Below are 16622 nucleotides of genomic sequence, written 5' to 3'. Positions count from 1 at the left end.
AGCCCTGTGCACCTTCACCAGGGCGTTGGCCACGTAGAAGGGCTCGTCGTCAATGACATGGCCCCGCTTGTCCTTGAGCACGAAGGGCGGGTACTCCACCTGCTCTCCGCCCACGCCCTCCGCCGACGGGGTCAGGGCGCCAGCGCCTCAATGCACCCGCGAGCTGCCCGTGCCCCGTCCTCCACTCCTGGACAAGGGCACCACGCCGCTCCTCCACGTCCCGTTATCCTCCAGCACCGCCACCAGGCGCTCGGTCAGCGTCCCCGCCATCTCCATCACCGGGCCGCACAACGCGTCCGCCCACAACGCGTCCCACTCGCCCTCGCACGTGCGAAGGCCGCCGGGCGTGAGCACGGTGATGCGGCACCGGGAGCCGGAGGGCGGCGCCGGCCTCGGCCCGCTCATGGGCACCACGCCTTCCGCCAGCGGCCGGCACACCCGCAGCCACCTCCTCACCGCGGCCACCATGAAGGGCGCGGGGTCCGAGAACATGCGGAAGTCTCCGCTCGCGTCCATCAACCGCGCGTTGCCATCCCAGTAGGCGGACAGTATCTCCGGACCGCCGTGCCGCGAGTGCTCGATGACCAGCCCCAGGACGCGCGTGGCGACGGCCGGCCCCGGTTGCTCACCCAGCTGACGCAGGTAGTTCCAGAACTGGAAGCAGGAGCGCGCGTCCTCCCCCTCGTCTTCCAACAGGCGGTACAGCTCCTCGATGGCGGGCCGCCGCTCTCCCTGGGCGACCTGGGCCGCCACCTTCGCGAGGCGCTTCCACACCTCCTTCGCCTCCGTGCCGGACGCCTCCTGCTCGAGGACGAAGCGGGCCACACCTTCCAGCGACTCATCCGCGAAGATCAGCTCTCGCAGCGGCGCGTAGATGTCCCGCGCCCCGCCTGGCATGGCCTGCTCGCCTCCCGGAGCAAGCGGCTTCGACGGCTTGCCCTTCAACCAATCCATCCACCCCATGCTTCCTCCAGTCTGGAGTCGCGGGCAGGGTACGCCGGAAACGCACCCCAGACGACGCTCACCTTCGCGCCATCCGGGCCCCTGCGTGGCAAGGCCCCGCGCCGCCGCGTCCGAGCCACCAGAGCCTGCCAACGCAGAGGAGCCAGCGAGTTCGAGAGAAGACCGCGCAGCCTCCTGCCAGGCAACGAAGCCCGCCACGCGCTCCAGCGGCTCATCCGCGAAGCCCCACTCACGCCGCAGCCCAACGAGCCCCCATCCGCTCGTCGAGCCGCCAGCGCATCTCTCGCTCAGGACCCGTTCCACACGCGCCCGCCCCGCAAGGGGGTGCCAGGCCTCCTTCTCCCGCCGACGCACTGCGACACAAACGCCCGATGACTCGGCGCATCACACTCTCTCCGTATTCCAGCACAAGAGCCCGTAATCACTGCGGCGCGGAGCGATGCATCGCGCCATGAACACACGACGCACCGCGCAATCCCTCCCTCCGGTACGAGACACGCGTTGTCTGACGCACGGCGCCAGCCGATAACACGGCGCAGCGCATTGACTGGGGAATCAACTCCGGGCACTAGGACTCCGGGTGTTCGGGACTCGCCGTGTTTTTGTGGAAGGCTGAGACGCGTCTGCATTTGCCTCCAGCCACGCGGTCCCGAGGACCTGACGGTGCTGAACCGTCGCGGTGTGCAGTGCCTCATCCCCCGCGTGAAGGAGTCATCATGAAGCAGCAGCGCACCCCATTCCTGGCAGTCCTGGCCCTGGGCCTCCTCGGACTGTCCCTCCCCGCTTCCGCCGCAGCGGAGCGGACGACGTACCCCGTCGTGTTCGCGCACGGCCTGGGCGGCTTCGACAACATCCTCGGCCTGGACTACTGGGGCGACGACTACGGCACCTTCGTCGGAGACCCCTGCAACGAGTTCCTCGAGGTGAGCTGCAACGGCGACATCAATAGCGGCCAGCGCTCCTTCGTCGCCACGGTGCAGCCGCTCCAGAGCTCGGATGTCCGCGGCCTCGAGCTGGCCAATGACATCGAGAGCTACATGGCCAGCGCGGGCGTCGCGCACGTAAACCTCGTCGGCCACTCGCAGGGCGGCATCGACGCCCGCAAGGCGGCGCGCGTGCTGCGCGAGCGCAAGGGCTACGCGGTGGTCAAGGTGCTGCTGAGCGTCTCCTCGCCCCACCGCGGCTCGCCCGTCGCCAAGTTCATCCTCGACCTGGGCCCCGGCGTCACCAGCGTCATCGACGCCCTGTTCCGCATCTACGGCAGCGTCGTCTACGGGCCGGGCAATGACGGCTACGCGGCCACCAAGGCGCTCGTCTACAACGACTATGACCCGAACGACGGCAAGGCGACGGGGGCGAAGCTGTTCAACACGAACTACCCGGTCAGCGCGTCCTACGCGTCCCACTACGCGTCGCTGATGACCGCCCAGTCCGGCCTCAGCGTGAACCCCGCGCTGTACCTGCTGCGCGGCTTCTTCTTCGACATCGACGGCGACGGCTACTGCGTCGACGACTGTGAGAATGACGGCGCGGCCGGCAAGGGCGACGGCTGGAAGGCGGAGGACGATGACGACGGGCTCGTCGGCATCAACTCCCAGCAGATGGGCTACCGGCTGCGCTACACCGAGCAGCTGTTCACCCTCAACTCCATCTCCATCGACTCGGCGCTGGGCTACGTCGCGAACATGAACGCGCCGAGCTCCCTCCAGATGACCTCCTCGTCGTCCCTCATCAACCAGGACCACCTGGACGTCATCGGCCTGGGGCCGGACACGTTCGACGAGATGGAGTTCTACGCGGCCATCTTCAACTACGTCGCGAAGAACGACTAGGCACGCACAGGAGCGGCGGCATGAAGACGCGGATGAAGATGGTGCTGGGCGGCGCGGCGAGTCTGCTCGGGCTCGCCGCCGGCCTGTGGCTCTACGCTCCGGGGCAGGCGGCCGTCGGCCCCGCGTCTTCCCGTCAGGCCTCCCTGGCCCCCCGCCCGTCCGCGGCGCCCCTCCCCTCCTCCGTGCCGGGGGCAACCGCCGCCAGCGGCACGGCGGGGGCCGCGCCCTCGGCCACCGCGCCGGAGGACGGGGACGCGGAGCTCGAGGCGCTCGTCAACGCCATGCGCGAGCGGTACGGCGCGCGGCTGGACGAGCCCTCCGTGCAGATGCGCATGCTGGAAGAGTTGATGCGCCACTTCCAGAAGCTCAGCCCGGACCGCTGGCGCGAGGAGCTGCTCGCCTTCCTGAAGAAGGCCTTCCCCGAGCGGTACGACGAGCTGGCGGCCATGCTCCGCAACCGCGAGGACTACGAGAAGTGGGTGAAGGACAATGACGCGTACCTGCGCGGGCTCGGGGACAAGGAGCGCCGCGCCTCCGTCTGGGATGCGCGCAACCGCCTCTTCGGGAAGGACGTCGCGGAGCGCCTGTGGGCCGCCGAGCTGAAGAACCAGGCCGTCGCGGACACGCTGCGCACGCTCGACACGATGGAGGGCGCCTCCGTCACGGAGAAGCTGTCCGAGTACAAGAAGAAGCTCCAGGAGGTGCACGGCGCGGCGGCCGATGCGTACGTCGCCCGGCACCAGCAGGAGCTGATGAACCGCTTCCTGGACCTGTCCTCCATCCAGCGGGAGCTGACGGAGCTGCCTCCCGCGGAGCGCTCCCGCAACCTGCGCACCATCCGCAAGGAGCTGGGGCTGGACGACGAGGCGCTCACGCGCTGGGACTCGCTGGACCAGACGCGCGACGCCCGCTGGGACGCGGGCGCGCGGTACATGGCGGAGCGCGCGGCGCTGGCGAAGGAGCTGTCCGGCGACGAGCTGGAGGCGAGGCTCCAGGAGGTCCGCACGCGCTACTTCGCCGCCGAGGCGGGCATCATCGCCCAGGAGGAAGCGGGCGGCTTCCTGCGCTTCGAGCGCCCCCGGGTGTGGGGGCGCAACTGAGCGGCCCACTCACGCGGCCTTGTTGAGCCACTCCTCGTAGGCGCGGAAGTCGTAGTCGCGCCCGAGGAAGGCGTGCACCAGCTTCGCGGCGTCGGCCGAGCCCCCTGGCTCCAGCACCTCGCGCCGGTAGGCCTGCGCGGGCACCGGGTCCAGCAATCCCTTCTGCTGGAACACGGTGAACAGGTCCTTCGCGATGACCATCGACCACATGTACGTGTAGTAGTTGGACGAGTACCCGTCGAGGTGTCCGAAGGACAGGTGGAAGTACGTGCCCTCCACGTAGGGGAAGGGCGTGTACTTCCCCTGCAGCTCGCGCACGAGCTCGGTGACGTCCACGCTCCCGGGCTCGCGCCGGTACAGCTCCAGGCTGAGCGCGGCGTAGAACATCTGCTGGCGCACCCACAGCCCCTTGCCGAACTCGTCGGCGCGGTTCATCCGCGTGACGAGGTCCGCCGGAATCGGCTCGCCCGTCTGGTGGTGCAGCGCGAACGTCTGAAGGCTGGCGGTGTCGCGCGCCCACTCCTCAAGCATCTGCGACGGGGCCTCCACGAAGTCCCACTCCGTGCGCACGCCGGACACGCCCGCCCAGCGCGTGTGGCCTCCGAAGACGTGGTGCAGCAGGTGGCCGAACTCGTGGAAGAACGTCACCACGTCGCTGTGCTGGAGCAGCGCGGGCTCGGCGCCGGGCCGGGGGAAGTTGCACAGGAGCACGCCCTCCGGCAGCCGGTACCCCGTCTTGCCGCTGGTGAGGGTGAACTGGGCCGCGTGCTTGTACTTGTCGTCTCGCGGGTGCATGTCCAGGAAGAAGCGGCCCCGCAGCGTGTCGCCCTCGTAGACGTCGTAGGTCTCCACTTCCGGGTGCCACGCCGGCGCGTCCGGGACGCGGCGGTAGGTGACGCCGAACAGCCGCGCCGTCAGGTCCAGCACGCCCTGCTTCACGCGTGAGTACTCGAAGTACGGGCGCACCAACTGCGAGTCGAAGGCGTACTGCTCGGCCCGGACGCGGTCCTCCAGGTACGTCTGGTCCCAGGGGTCCACGCGCTGGGCGGAGGGCACCTCGCGGCGCTTGCGCTCCAGCAACACGGCATAGTCGTGCTGCGTGCGCGCGGCGGAGGCGGTGGAGATCTTCTCGATGAAGTCCGCGGCGGCCTGCTCGTCGCGAATCATCTTGTCCTCGGTAGAGTAGGCCGCCCAGTTACGGTAGCCCAGCAGCGTGGCCAGCTCGTGACGGCGGGTCACCATGCGCTGGAGCACGTCCACGTTGGCGGGGTGGCCCCGCAGGCGGAACAGGCGCCACATCGTCTCGCGGGCCTTCGCGTCCCGCGAGTACGTCATGAAGGGGATGATGTCCGGGTAGTCGGTGGTGATGCGCACCTGGCCGTCCGCGCCGGGCGGGTGGGCGCGCACGTAGTCGTCGGGCAGCCCCTCCAGGGCGGACGGAGGCAGGGCCTGGGTGCGGGTGTCCTGGAGGATGTTGCGGCTGAACTCCTGGCCGATGCGGATGAGCTCCTCCTGCAGCTCCTTCACGCGGGCGCGGGTGGCGGCATCGCGGTCCACGCCGGCGCGGCGGAACTCGCGCAGCACCTTCTCCATCCACTTGCGCGTGGGGGCGTCCTCGCGGGACAGGTCCAGCGAGGCGAGCACGTCATAGACGCCCCGGTCCATGCGGATGTCGTTGAGCAGCGTCTCCAGCGCCTGCTCGGCGGCCTCTCCGGCCTCGCGCATCGCGGCGTCCGGGTGGGAATGGCGGGCCACGGACGCGCGGGAGCTGGCGTCGTCGAGCGCGCCCATGGCCTCGTCGTACAGCTCCAGCACCTCCCGCACGGTGTACGGGGGGCGGAGCGCCTTGAGGCGGGCGATTCCGGCGCGGGCCGCGGCCATGGCCTCCTCACCGGAGCTCCGGAACTCGGCTGGCGGGCAGGTGACGAAGCGGGCGGCGTCGGGAACGAGGGAGTCTGGCACTGTCTGCTCCTGGACCTGATGACAGGGAAGTTTCGGCGGCAAAGGTAATGCGCCCGCCCGCTCCCGCCCAGCAGCAGTCTTCACGGAGCGGCAGGCCCCCTGGGCGACAGTGGGCCGCCCTGTCCTGCTCCCCACGAAAAGCAGGAGGCCGCCCCGGCATACGTGCCGGAAGCGGCCTCCTGGACTCCTCAACTCAACGGCTCAGCGGACGACGGCTGCCTACGGGCAGTGGTTGGGCGTGCCCGGCGTAGGCGTGGCCGTCTGGAAGACGCGGCCGTCCCGCCGCCCCGTGCCGCAGCGCTGGATAGACCTCGTCGGCGCGGTACCGCCAGCGGCCTCGTTCAACTGGACCCGGCGGGCGTCCGGCGCGAGCCACAGCAGCGCATCCAGCAACCCGGCATCAGCGCTCCCCGCCGCGTTGTTGTAGACGAGCGCATCGATGAGCCGGTTGGCCGTCGGGGCGGTGTTGGGCGCCATCGGAGCGGCCTGATAGAGGGCCACGGCGTCCGGGCCGTTCTGCAGGAAGGTGGAGATGGGGAAGGAGAAGGACCTCGGGCTGATGCCAGCCCCCGCGACAGTCATCCGGCCTAAAGCGTCCGTCGCCGCATTCAGGTTGATGGCGTAATAGGACTGGTCACTGCTGCCATTGAAGAAGACCAGCGAATAGCCCGAGAGGTTGACCCCTGGGACTCCCGTTGAGATCTCCACGAACTCCATGACCTCGGGGTTCTCCGCCGTATCGCTGTCCAGCTCGGAGATGACCAGGTCGATGACCACGACGTTCCGGCCAGCGCTCGAGCCGGTCGGTCCCGTGACGATGATGGGCTGCGCGGTACCGACAGGCGTCGAGTCGTGGAGGCTGGCGACGGCAAGCGACGTGGCGCTGTTCACCGTGAACGTCTGGGCCATGCCCCCGATGGTGACGGAGGTCGCCCCCGTGAAACCCGTGCCAGTGAGGACCAGTTCCGCGCCCCGGGCGACGACCTCGAAGGTGACACCGGTGATGGCGGGCGGCGGCGGCGCGGCCACCGTCACCGTGCCGTACTGCGGCGACCCGCCCGACACGACGCCGTTCTGGTCGCAGTACACCCAGTCCTGCGCCCCCGCCGGCCCCCGCGTGAAGCGGTAGCGGAAGCCGTACAGGTAGCTGCCCGCCGTGCCGATGCGCAGCGTGCCCACCGTCTCGTCGTCGTTGAGGCCACCGGGCACGCTGTAGGTCGGGTTGAACGGCGCGGGCACCCACGTCCAGCCCGCCGGGGCGTTGGCGTCCGTGCCGTAGCCCAGCTCCGCCTCGATGAACGGGAAGCCGTCGTTGCCGGTCTGGTTCCGGTTGGTGATCTGGTCGTCGTAGAAGCGACTGTAGATGGTCTGCGGCGCGTCCATCTGGATGGGCGCGGCGATGGTCTTCGGGAACTGGATGGCGCAGTAGTCCACCGGCGGGTTGATGGCCACGGCGCACGTCTCGTTGGTGCGGCCCGGCGTCCCCCGGTCTCCACCAGCGAGGGCCTCACTGGAGTCACACCAGTACCAGCTGCGCTGATGGGCCGAAGAGCCCACCACCACCGAGGACAGGTTCATCGAGCGGCCCACCGTCTGGGGGAACGACGGCGTGTACACGAGGTCGTCCAGCACGGTGGTGGCCATCTCGAGCGTGAGGTGCCCCGAGCCGCCGAGGATGAACGAGCCTCCGGCGTAGCTGTACTGCGCCGGCACGCCGCCGTTGGTGGCCTCATCCACGTTGTTGGCCACGACGAACGTCCCACGGCCCCGGACGGGGGTGGGCCGGTCTCCCGGCGCCTGCACGGCGAAGGCCTCCACGGTGGCGCCGCTGTCGTAGCTGACGAGCAGGTTGGTGATGTTCCGCAGCCCGTCCACGGTGCTGGTCAGCTCGAGGTACTCCGTGGTGCCGGCGCTCGGCGTGTGCATCACCTCGCTGATGACCAGCTCGCCCGGAGCCGGCGCGGGCGCCGTATCACACGCCCCCTCGAAGCAGACCGCATCCTGGCCCTCGCAGAGCGCGGAGGATGGCGTGTACTCGCAGCGCGGCTCGCCGCCCTGCACCACGCACGCGCCCGCGTACGTCACGAGGCTGAGGTTGTCGGGCCCGCACTCCGGAGCACGGGGCGGGCAGACGAAGCCGCCGCACGGACCGGGCACCTCGATGGAGGTCACCACCAGCGTGCTGGCATTGCCCGCGCCGTCGCGGACGCGGAGGCCGAAGTACCAGGTCGCCTGCGCGGGCGGCAGGTCCACGGTGGCCTCCTCCTGCGTACCGGCCGGCTGGGGCTGGCCGGTGGGCAGCTGCATCGCGCTACCGAAGTTGCCCGCGTCGATGAGCTCGGGGCTCTGGCGAAGCTCGTAGCTCGCCGCCAGGCCGTCGCTGCCGTCATCCCCCGTGGCCCGCCACGTCAACCGGACGGTGTCGTTGTCCACCAGCGTGGCCGTGAAGGCAGGGGCCGGAGCCGGCGCCTGGTCGTCGGAGATGTTGAGCTCGGAGTCCACCTGCGAGATGCGCGGGTCCTCCGTCCGCGCGACGAGGATGAAGCGTCCCTCCTGGTCCACGGTGAGGTCAGGGAAGACGGCCACGCCATTCACCGGGTTGACCGTCAGCGTGCCACCCAGGGTGGTGCCCTGGGGCCCACTGGCCAGCAGCACCGTCACTGTCGGGACACCCACCTGAGGGGTGTTGCCGAACGCGTCGCGCAGGGCCACCTGCACCGGCGCGAGCGACTGGCGCACGGTGCCCGTCGCCGGCACGGAGACGTAGACAATCCGCACGGGCTCGGCCGCCTCGACGGTGACGTCACTCGTGGTGGACACGCCGGCCGCGGCGTCGGTGAAGGTGACCGTCTGCGGGCCCGCCGTCCGGTGGACGACCTGGAGCGGGTACTCGCCACGATTCGCCTCGGTGAAGGTGTGGGACTCCAGCACCCCCGGGTTCGCGTCCGTGGTGGTGGTCTCCACCGTGCCCGTGTAGTCCGTCTTCAGGTTGCCGAAGCGGTCATGCGCGGTGACGACGAAGATGTTGCCCTGGCCCGCGACGACCGGCCCCGGCTGCCGCGCCGCGCGCAGCTCCGTGAGCAGGCCGGGGCTCACCGTGACCTGCTGGTCGTCACTCAGCCCCGGCGCCACCGTTTCCGTGGCGATGAGGAGGCTGTTGCGCACCGCCGCGAACGTCACGCTGAAGGTGTGCTGGCCGGCGTCCGCCTCGGTGAAGGTGTGGTTGCCCGGCACGGTGGCCTGGGCGTCGTCCGGCACCTGGAAGCCCACGGTGCCCCGGTAGCCCGAGGCCCGGTTGTCGAACGCATCGAACAGCGTCACCGTGGCTTCCACGGACTGCCCCGCGACGGGAGTGGTGGTGGACAGCGCCAGCGCCATGCGCGAGGCGACTTCGGCCGCCACGCGCGTGCCCGCGCTGGCCGCGCGCGCCGTGTCGAGGTCCGTGGCGGTGACGGAGTGGGGGCCGGAGCTTCGCAACGTCACGGGGAACTCGTGCTGGCCGGCGTCCTGCGCGGTGAACGTGTAGTCACCCGGCAGCTGCGCCTGGGCGTCATCCGACGTGAAGCGCACCGTCCCGGTGTAGCCGGTGACGAGGTTGCCGAAGCGGTCCCTCGCGCTGAGGGTGAGCCGGTTCAGCGCGCCCGCCGTGACATCCTCGGCGAGGCCGCTCAGCACCAGGCGGTCCGCCGCGTCGCTGACCACTTCCACGTCGAGCGAGTCGCTGAGCGGGGTGACCATCAGCTCCGTCACCGTCACGCGCCGGGGGCCCGAGGTGGCCAGCACCACGTTGCTGAAGACGTGGCGCCCCGCGTCCGCCGCGGTGAACGCGTAGTCGCCCGGCAGCTGCGCCTGGGCATCATCCGACGTGAAGTGCACCGTCCGCGTGTAGCCCGTGGCCACGTTGTCGAAGCGGTCATACGCGGTGACCACCAGGCTGCCCGTCATGCCCGCGGTGACGGGGCTCACCAGGCCGGTGAGCGCGAGGCGCACGGCCTCGTCCGCCTGGATGGTGAACAAGTCACTCTCCACCGTCAGCGAGTTGGCGCTGGCCAGGAAGCGGTGGGTGCCCGCCGTCTCCACGACCACTCCGGTGAAGGTCGCCACGCCATTGACGGGGACCGCGTTCACCGCCTCGAACTCCGGGTGGCCCACCAGGGACAGCGTCACCGGAGCGGTGGCCGTGGGGACGATGTCGCCATTCGCGTCCAGCAGGGAGACGGTGAACTCGGCCAGCGCCGCGCCAGCGACGGCGTCGGGCGGCTGCACGGTGAAGGCGAGCCGCGACACCGCGGGGTCCTGAGTCGCCACCGGCAGGCTGGTGGAGCGGGCGGAGTGGCCCTGGTTGTCCGTCACCCGCAGCGCCACGTGGTAGGTGCGGCTGGGGAGCAGTCCCGTGAGGGTGGCGGACTCGGCGGTGCCCGCCGCGGCCGGAGCGCCGACACCCGACACCAGGGAGGCCGCGGCGAACTCGGCGTCGGTGGTGATGGGGCTCTCCGCGTAGCGCAGCTCCTGGGAAGTGGCCGTGCCTTCGAGGCCGTCGTCACCCACCGCCGTCCAGGTCACCGTGGCGCTGGTCGGCGTGGACGCGCCCGCCGCGAGTGAGGGCGCTGCCGGGGCCACGTCGTCCTCGATGTCGATGCTCGCGCTGGTGGCGGACGAGAGCGCGTCCGCGGAGGCGAGGAGCCGCGCGGCGCCTTCCCCGTTCACCCGGAGGTTCGTGAAGGAGGCCACGCCATCCACCGGCGCCGCCTCGATGACACCGGCGAGCCCGGTGCCCTGCGCCAGCGCCATCGTCACCAGGGGCGCGCCGACGGCGGCCCGGTTCCCGTGGGCGTCCTGGAGCACCACCTGCACCGTGGACAGCACCGCGCGTACGGAGGCGCGGGTGGGGACCTCGGTGAAGACCAGCGCGGCGGCGGCACCGGCCACCACGCCCACGTCACTGCGGGACGTCAGCGCCGCGGTGGCGCCGTCCTGGACGGTGACCTGCTGGGCACCCGCGCGCTTCAGGATGAGGCCCGTGAAGGTGAAGCGCCCCGCGTCCGCCGAGGTGAAGGCGTGGGCGGCGGGCAGCTCGGCGGTTGCGTCCGATGAAGTCACGGCCAGCGTTCCGGTGTAGCCGGTGGCCACGTTGCCGAACGTGTCGCGCACCGTCACCTGCGCGCTCTGCGCGGCGCCCGCGGTGGCCACGGCCGGAAGGCCGGAGACCTCCAGCGAGGCGGGAGCCGCCGCCCCGACTGCGAAGGTGGCGCTGGTGGCGCCCTCCAGGCCCGCGGCCTCGACCTTCAGCTGGTAGCCGGTGCCCGCCTTCGTCAGCACCACCTCCGTGAAGCGGACCACGCCGGCCACGGCGTTCGCCTTCAGCGTCCCTTCCAGGGTGGCGTCGCCCGGGCCGGCGGCCAGCGACAGCGTCACCTCGTCCGTGGCCGTCGTCACCGTGCGGCCACGGGCATCTCGCAGGCTCACCTCCAGCCCGCCGATGGGCGCGCCAGCGGTGGCCGACAGCGCGGTGGCGGTGAAGGCCAGCCGCGTGGCGCGCGGAGCGGCGAAGTCGATGACCGGGCGCATGCCCAGCACCACCGCGCCACCGTCCGCCTCGACGGAGACCGTCACCGTCTTCGCACCCGCGCCGGTGGACACCACGGAGGCCGTCGCCTGCCCCTGGGCGTCCGTCTTGCCCGTCGGCTGCGTCACGGTGTTGCCGTCACCGGACACCTCCACGTTCACCGTGCGCCCCTCCAGCGGAGAGCCGTCCTTCTGCTTCACGGTGACGGTGATGGTGACGCGGTCCTCGCCATCCGCCAGCACCTGCGCGGCGCGGCTCACTTCCACCCGGGAGAGCGTCGCATCCGGCAGCGGCTTCGTCGTGGGAGGGGGCAGCGGGTCGGTGCCACCGTCACAACCCAGCGCAACGCCGAGGCACAGCACGCCCAGCCCGAGCAGTCGGGTGAGCGGGAAAGACAGACGGGACATGGATGTCTCCGGAAGCGAGCAGACCCCGCGCGAAGACTCCCCCCGCGGGGTTGCATCGACTTCTAGCAGACATTCTCAGCCAAAACGTAGCCCTGGACCGTAAACTTGAAGCCCCAATGAAAATTCACGAGACCGTGAGGCACTGTTTACGGGGTGGTGACGTGGCCTACATCAGGGCGGCCATCATGGCGCCGCCGCCGAGCAGGGACTGACCGCCGTCGCAGACCATGATGGAGCCGGTGATGTAGGAGGCGGCGTCCGAGGCGAGGAAGAGCGCGAGCCCGGCGATGTCGTCCTTCCTGCCGAAGCGCTGCAGCGGCAGGAGCTGGGTGAGCTTCTGCTTCCCCTCCTCGTTGGGAGCGAGCCGGCGCATGCCCTCGGTGTCGTCGATGGGGCCGGGGGTAATCGCGTTGACGCGCACGCCGGAGCCGCCCCACTCAATCGCCAGCACGCGGGTGATCATGTCCACGCCGGCCTTGGCGGCGCACACGTGGACCTGCATGGCCATGGGCAGGTAGGCCTGGGGCGCGGAGATGTTGATGAGACAGGCGCCGGGCTTGCGCAGGTGGTCGAAGGCCGCGCGGCTGATGTTGAAGGTGCCCAGCACGTCGATGTCCATGACGGCCTTGAAGCCGTTGGAGGACATGCCCAGCGCGGGCGCGGGGAAGTTGCCGGCGGCGCCACACACGACGATGTCCAACTCGCCATAGGCGTCGCGCACCGTCTGGAGGGCCTTCTCCACGGCGGCGTAGTCCCGCACGTCGGCGGCCACGCCCATGGCGGTGCCGTGGGCCTGGAGGCCCTTCACGGCGCCCTCGAGCTTCTCCACGTTGCGGCCGTTGATGGCGACCTTCGCGCCCGCCTTCACGAAGGCCTCGGCGATGCCGAGGTTGATGCCACTGCTGCCGCCGGAAATGAACGCCACCTTGCCCGCGAGCAGCCCGTCCCGGAACACGCCATCAGCCATTGTTTCGTCTCCTGTGGAAGCAACCAGCCGGCGACTTGACCAGAAGCTACCGCACCGCGCCATGGCCTTTACGTAGCGGATGGCGAGGCCGGGGGGTGCTGTATTAGAGGACGCGACATGACCCGTCGCCGTCCTGAAATCCTCGCCCCTGCGGGGGACCTCGACTCGATGAAGGCCGCGCTGGCCAGCGGCGCGGACGCCGTCTACTTCGGGCTCGACGAAGGCTTCAACGCGCGGGCCCGCGCGGAGAACTTCTCGCTCGCCACCCTGCCCCAGACGCTGGCGCTCGTGCACCGCGCCGGGGCCCGGGCGTACCTGACGCTGAACACGCTGGTGTTCGAGCCGGAACTGCCCGTGGTGGAGGACATCCTGCGGCGGGTGGCCGCGGCGGGGGTGGACGCGCTCATCGTCCAGGACCCGGCGGTGGCGCTGGTGGCTCGCGCGGTGTGTCCGCGGATGGAGGTCCACGCCTCCACGCAGATGACGATTTCGAGCGCGGAAGGTGCGCGCTTCGCTCGCGGGCTGGGCGCCACGCGCGTGGTGGTGCCGCGCGAGCTGTCGGTGGTGGAGATTCAGCGGCTGGCGTCGGAGACGGACATCGAGCTGGAGGTCTTCATCCACGGCGCGCTCTGCATGTCCTGGAGCGGCCAGTGCCTCACCAGCGAGGCGTGGGGCGGGCGCTCCGCCAACCGGGGGCAGTGCGCGCAGTCCTGCCGCCTGCCGTACGACCTGGTGGTGGATGGCCAGACGCGCGAGCTGGGGGACGTGCAGTATCTCCTCAGCCCCAAGGACCTGGCCGGCGTCATGGCGGTGCCGCGGCTCGTGGACATCGGCGTGCACTCGCTGAAGATTGAGGGCCGGCAGAAGGGGCCGCAGTACGTGAGCACGGCGGTGCAGGGCTACCGCCGCTGGGTGGACGGTGTGGCGGCAGGAAAGCCGGACGCGGGCGCGCTGAAGCGCGACCTGGCGGGCATGACGCTGTCGTACAGCCGGGGCTTCTCTCACGGCTTCTTCGCGGGCTCGGACCACCAGACGCTGGTGGAGGGGCGCTTCCCCAAGCACCGTGGCGCGTACCTGGGCTTGGTGGAGTCCGTGCACGGGCGCGACGTGCGCGTGGTGGACGACCCGGAAGGGCGCCCCTGGACGGGCGGATTGGGGCAGGAGCAGGAGCGCCCGGACACGCCGCAGGGCAAGGTGTCCTCGCCGCTGGAGGGGGATGCGCCGGTCGCGGCCGAGCTGTCCCCTCGCCCGGGCATGGGCGTGGTGTTCGACGCGGGCCACCCGGAGGACAAGCACGAGCCGGGCGGTCCGCTGTTCCGCGTGGAGCGCAAGGGACGCGGCTGGGTGCTGGGCTTCGGCAACCCGGGGCCAGATTTGGAGCGGGTGGCGCCGGGCCAGCGCGTGTGGGTGACGAGCGATCCTTCCCTGGCGAAGCGCACGGAGGAGCTGCTGGCCCAGGGCGAGCCCGAGGGCCGCGTGCCGCTGGAGCTGACGGTGTCCGGTGCGGCCGGGGTCCCGCTGGCGGTGACGGGCCGGGCGCGGGGCGGGCACGTGTGCGCGGTGTCGAGCGAGGTGCCGCTGGCCGAGGCGCGCGGCGGAGGAATGGGAGCCGCGCTGCTGAAGGACAAGCTTGCGGCGCTGGGCGGGACGCCCTTCCACCTCGCGGGGCTGGATACGTCCGCGCTGGCGTCGGGCCTGCATCTGCCGGTGTCGGAGCTGAAGGCGCTGCGACGCAGGCTGGTGGCGGAGCTGTCGGAGGCGGTGGCGCGGGGGCCGGTGCGCACGGTGCACGAGGGCTCCACGCTCGAAGGACTGCGCGCGTCGCTGCGGGAGCGCGTCGTCGAGAAGCCCCGGGCCGAAGGTGCGCGGTTGCTGCCGCTGTGCCGGACGGACGAGCAGCTGGAAGCGGTGATTGCCGCGGGCCTGCCCGAGGTGGAGCTGGACTGGATGGAGCTGGTGGGCCTGCAGCGCGCGGTGGAGCGGGCGCGAGCGGCGGGGCTGCGGGTGACGATTGCGACGGTGCGCGTGCAGAAGCCCGGTGAGGAGGGCTACGACGCGCGCATCGCGAAGCTGAAGCCGGACGCGGTGCTCGTGCGACACTGGGGCGCGATGATGCACTTCCTGGAGCGCCCGCCCGCGCCCGGAGAGCCTCGCCCGGCGCTGCATGGGGACTTCTCGCTCAACGTCACCAACTCGGTGACGGCGCTGCACCTGCTGGGGCTGGGGCTGGACACGCTGACCTTCGCGCACGACCTGGACGCGGTGCAGCTGGAGGCGATGCTGGAGCACCTGCCGGCGGAGCGCTTCGCGGTGACGGTGCACCACCACATCGCGACGTTCCACACGGAGCACTGCGTGTACTCGCACACGCTGTCGCACGGACGGGACTACCGGAGCTGCGGGCGGCCATGTGAGAAGCACCGCGTGTCCCTGAGGGACCACAAGGGGCTGGAGCACCCGGTGGTGGTGGACGTGGGGTGCCGCAACACGGTGTTCAACGCACAGGCGCAGAGCGCGGCCTCGCTGGTGCCCCGGCTGCTGGAGCGCGGAGTGCGTAACTACCGCGTGGAGTTCGTCCGCGAGTCACGCGAGGAAGCCACGCGCGTGCTGTCCGCGTACCAGGACCTGCTGGCGGGCCGAATCTCCCCGGCGGAGACGGTGCGCCGCGCGGCGGTGCACGAGCAGTTCGGCGTGACGAAGGGCACCATGAAGGTGCTCAACCCCACCTTCACCGTGCAGCGCTGACGTCGAGGTCCACTGTAGCGGCGGTGCTCGAAACTCAGTCCTGAGGCGTCCGCCGTGAGAAGCGCAGCACCGCGCGGAACACGTCCTCCACTGCGTCGACATCCACCTTCTCTTCCGAGGCCCACTGGCGCCGCACCTCCAGGAGGCTCGCCTCCCGCCCCAGGTCCGGCAGGGGCAGGCCGTGCTCGGCCTTGACCCGAGCCGCCTGCTGCACGAGCCGCGCGCGCCGGCCCAGCAGCTCCACCATCTCGCGGTCGAGCACATCGATGCGCTCGCGAAGCTCACCCAACCCGGGAGGCGTGGGAATGGCCTCGGGGGCGCCGTGACCGCCGGAGGCCCGGGAGGCTTCGAGCTCCAGGTGCAGCCGCGTGAGGGCGTCCATCAACCCCACGCGCGCGTCGTGCCCATACGGGTTCTCCGACTGCACGACGCCGAGCAGGTGGGGCACCTCCTGGCGCGCGTACTCCACCAGGCGGGCAAGGGGCTGGAAGCTCGGAGGCGCGAAGGGAAGGTCCTTCCCCGCCTCGGCACGCATCAAGCCGTGCGCCAGGAAGAACGTGAGCACGTGCGTGCGCGACATCAGCGCGTCGTGCTCGTCCGGAGTCATCTCCGTCACCTCGCACCCCAGCCGCTCGAACAGCTCCCGGGCGCGCCGAGCGGCCTCCGGGTGCAGCTCGTTCGGACACACCACGGTGCGCCGGGGACGGTCTCCCCGCGCGAGGCTGGCGGGGCCCCAGAGTGGATGCGTGCCGGCCCAGGGGATGTCCCGCCCGAGCACCGACGCCAGCACCTGCACCGGCCGCACCTTGACGCTGCCCACGTCGAGCACCGTCTGCGCGGGCGTCAGGTGCGGGCGCAGCTCCTGGAGGACCGCACGCATGGCCCCCACGGACATGGCCAGCACCACGAGGCTTGCGCCGCCTACCGCTTCCGCGAGCGAGCCTGCTCGAAGCTCGGGGGGAACCGCTTCCTGCCGTGGGTCATGCACCCGGTGCGGGACGCCTGCTTCGACAAGCAACCCCGAGAGGGCGCGACCGAAGCGCCCATAGCCCAGCAACGCGATGCTCTCCGACATCCGAC

At 70.9% G+C, this 16622-nt stretch carries 8 protein-coding genes; 3 read left to right on the top strand and 5 right to left on the bottom strand.

Annotated elements, in window-relative coordinates:
- Positions 1-147: 147 nt before the first annotated feature.
- Positions 148-954, bottom strand: coding sequence for a hypothetical protein (locus G4D85_RS08350; protein WP_164009805.1), 807 nt, complete (start codon positions 952-954; stop codon positions 148-150).
- Between the two features lie 725 nt (positions 955-1679).
- Between G4D85_RS08350 and G4D85_RS08345 the strand changes: the two genes are divergently transcribed.
- Both G4D85_RS08345 and G4D85_RS08340 read left to right on the top strand, forming a co-directional pair.
- The gene (locus G4D85_RS08345) at positions 1680-2795 is read left to right on the top strand and encodes an esterase/lipase family protein (RefSeq protein WP_164009803.1); all 1116 of its coding nucleotides are present in this window, start codon (positions 1680-1682) and stop codon (positions 2793-2795) included.
- A 20-nt stretch (positions 2796-2815) separates the two neighbouring features.
- Positions 2816-3895 carry a hypothetical protein gene (locus G4D85_RS08340; RefSeq protein WP_164009801.1) on the top strand — a complete coding sequence of 360 codons (1080 nt, stop codon included), beginning with the start codon at positions 2816-2818 and terminating at the stop codon, positions 3893-3895.
- Positions 3896-3904: 9 nt separating this feature from the next.
- Here G4D85_RS08340 and G4D85_RS08335 read toward each other — a convergent pair whose 3' ends face one another.
- The 3 genes from G4D85_RS08335 to G4D85_RS08325 form a co-directional block, all read right to left on the bottom strand.
- Positions 3905-5857, bottom strand: coding sequence for a M3 family metallopeptidase (locus G4D85_RS08335; protein ID WP_164009799.1), 1953 nt, complete (start codon positions 5855-5857; stop codon positions 3905-3907).
- A 219-nt stretch (positions 5858-6076) separates the two neighbouring features.
- Positions 6077-11830 (bottom strand): Ig-like domain-containing protein, encoded by a 5754-nt coding sequence (locus G4D85_RS08330; protein WP_164009797.1) that lies wholly within the window; start codon positions 11828-11830, stop codon positions 6077-6079.
- 166 nt (positions 11831-11996) lie between these two features.
- Positions 11997-12797, bottom strand: coding sequence for an SDR family oxidoreductase (locus tag G4D85_RS08325; RefSeq protein ID WP_164009795.1), 801 nt, complete (start codon positions 12795-12797; stop codon positions 11997-11999).
- 117 nt (positions 12798-12914) lie between these two features.
- Here G4D85_RS08325 and G4D85_RS08320 point away from each other — a divergent pair, with 117 nt between their 5' ends.
- A complete protein-coding gene (locus G4D85_RS08320) occupies positions 12915-15542 on the top strand; it encodes a U32 family peptidase (RefSeq protein ID WP_164009793.1) in 2628 nt (875 codons plus the stop codon).
- Between the two features lie 34 nt (positions 15543-15576).
- Here G4D85_RS08320 and G4D85_RS08315 read toward each other — a convergent pair whose 3' ends face one another.
- Positions 15577-16617: a prephenate dehydrogenase/arogenate dehydrogenase family protein gene (locus G4D85_RS08315; protein ID WP_164009791.1), complete on the bottom strand. Its 1041-nt coding sequence runs from the start codon at positions 16615-16617 to the stop codon at positions 15577-15579.
- Between the last annotated feature and the right edge of the window lie 5 nt (positions 16618-16622).

Origin of the sequence: Pyxidicoccus trucidator (assembly GCF_010894435.1) — a bacterium.
Taxonomy (GTDB): Bacteria; Myxococcota; Myxococcia; order Myxococcales; family Myxococcaceae; genus Myxococcus; species Myxococcus trucidator.
This window is presented reverse-complemented; position numbering and strand designations above follow the sequence as displayed.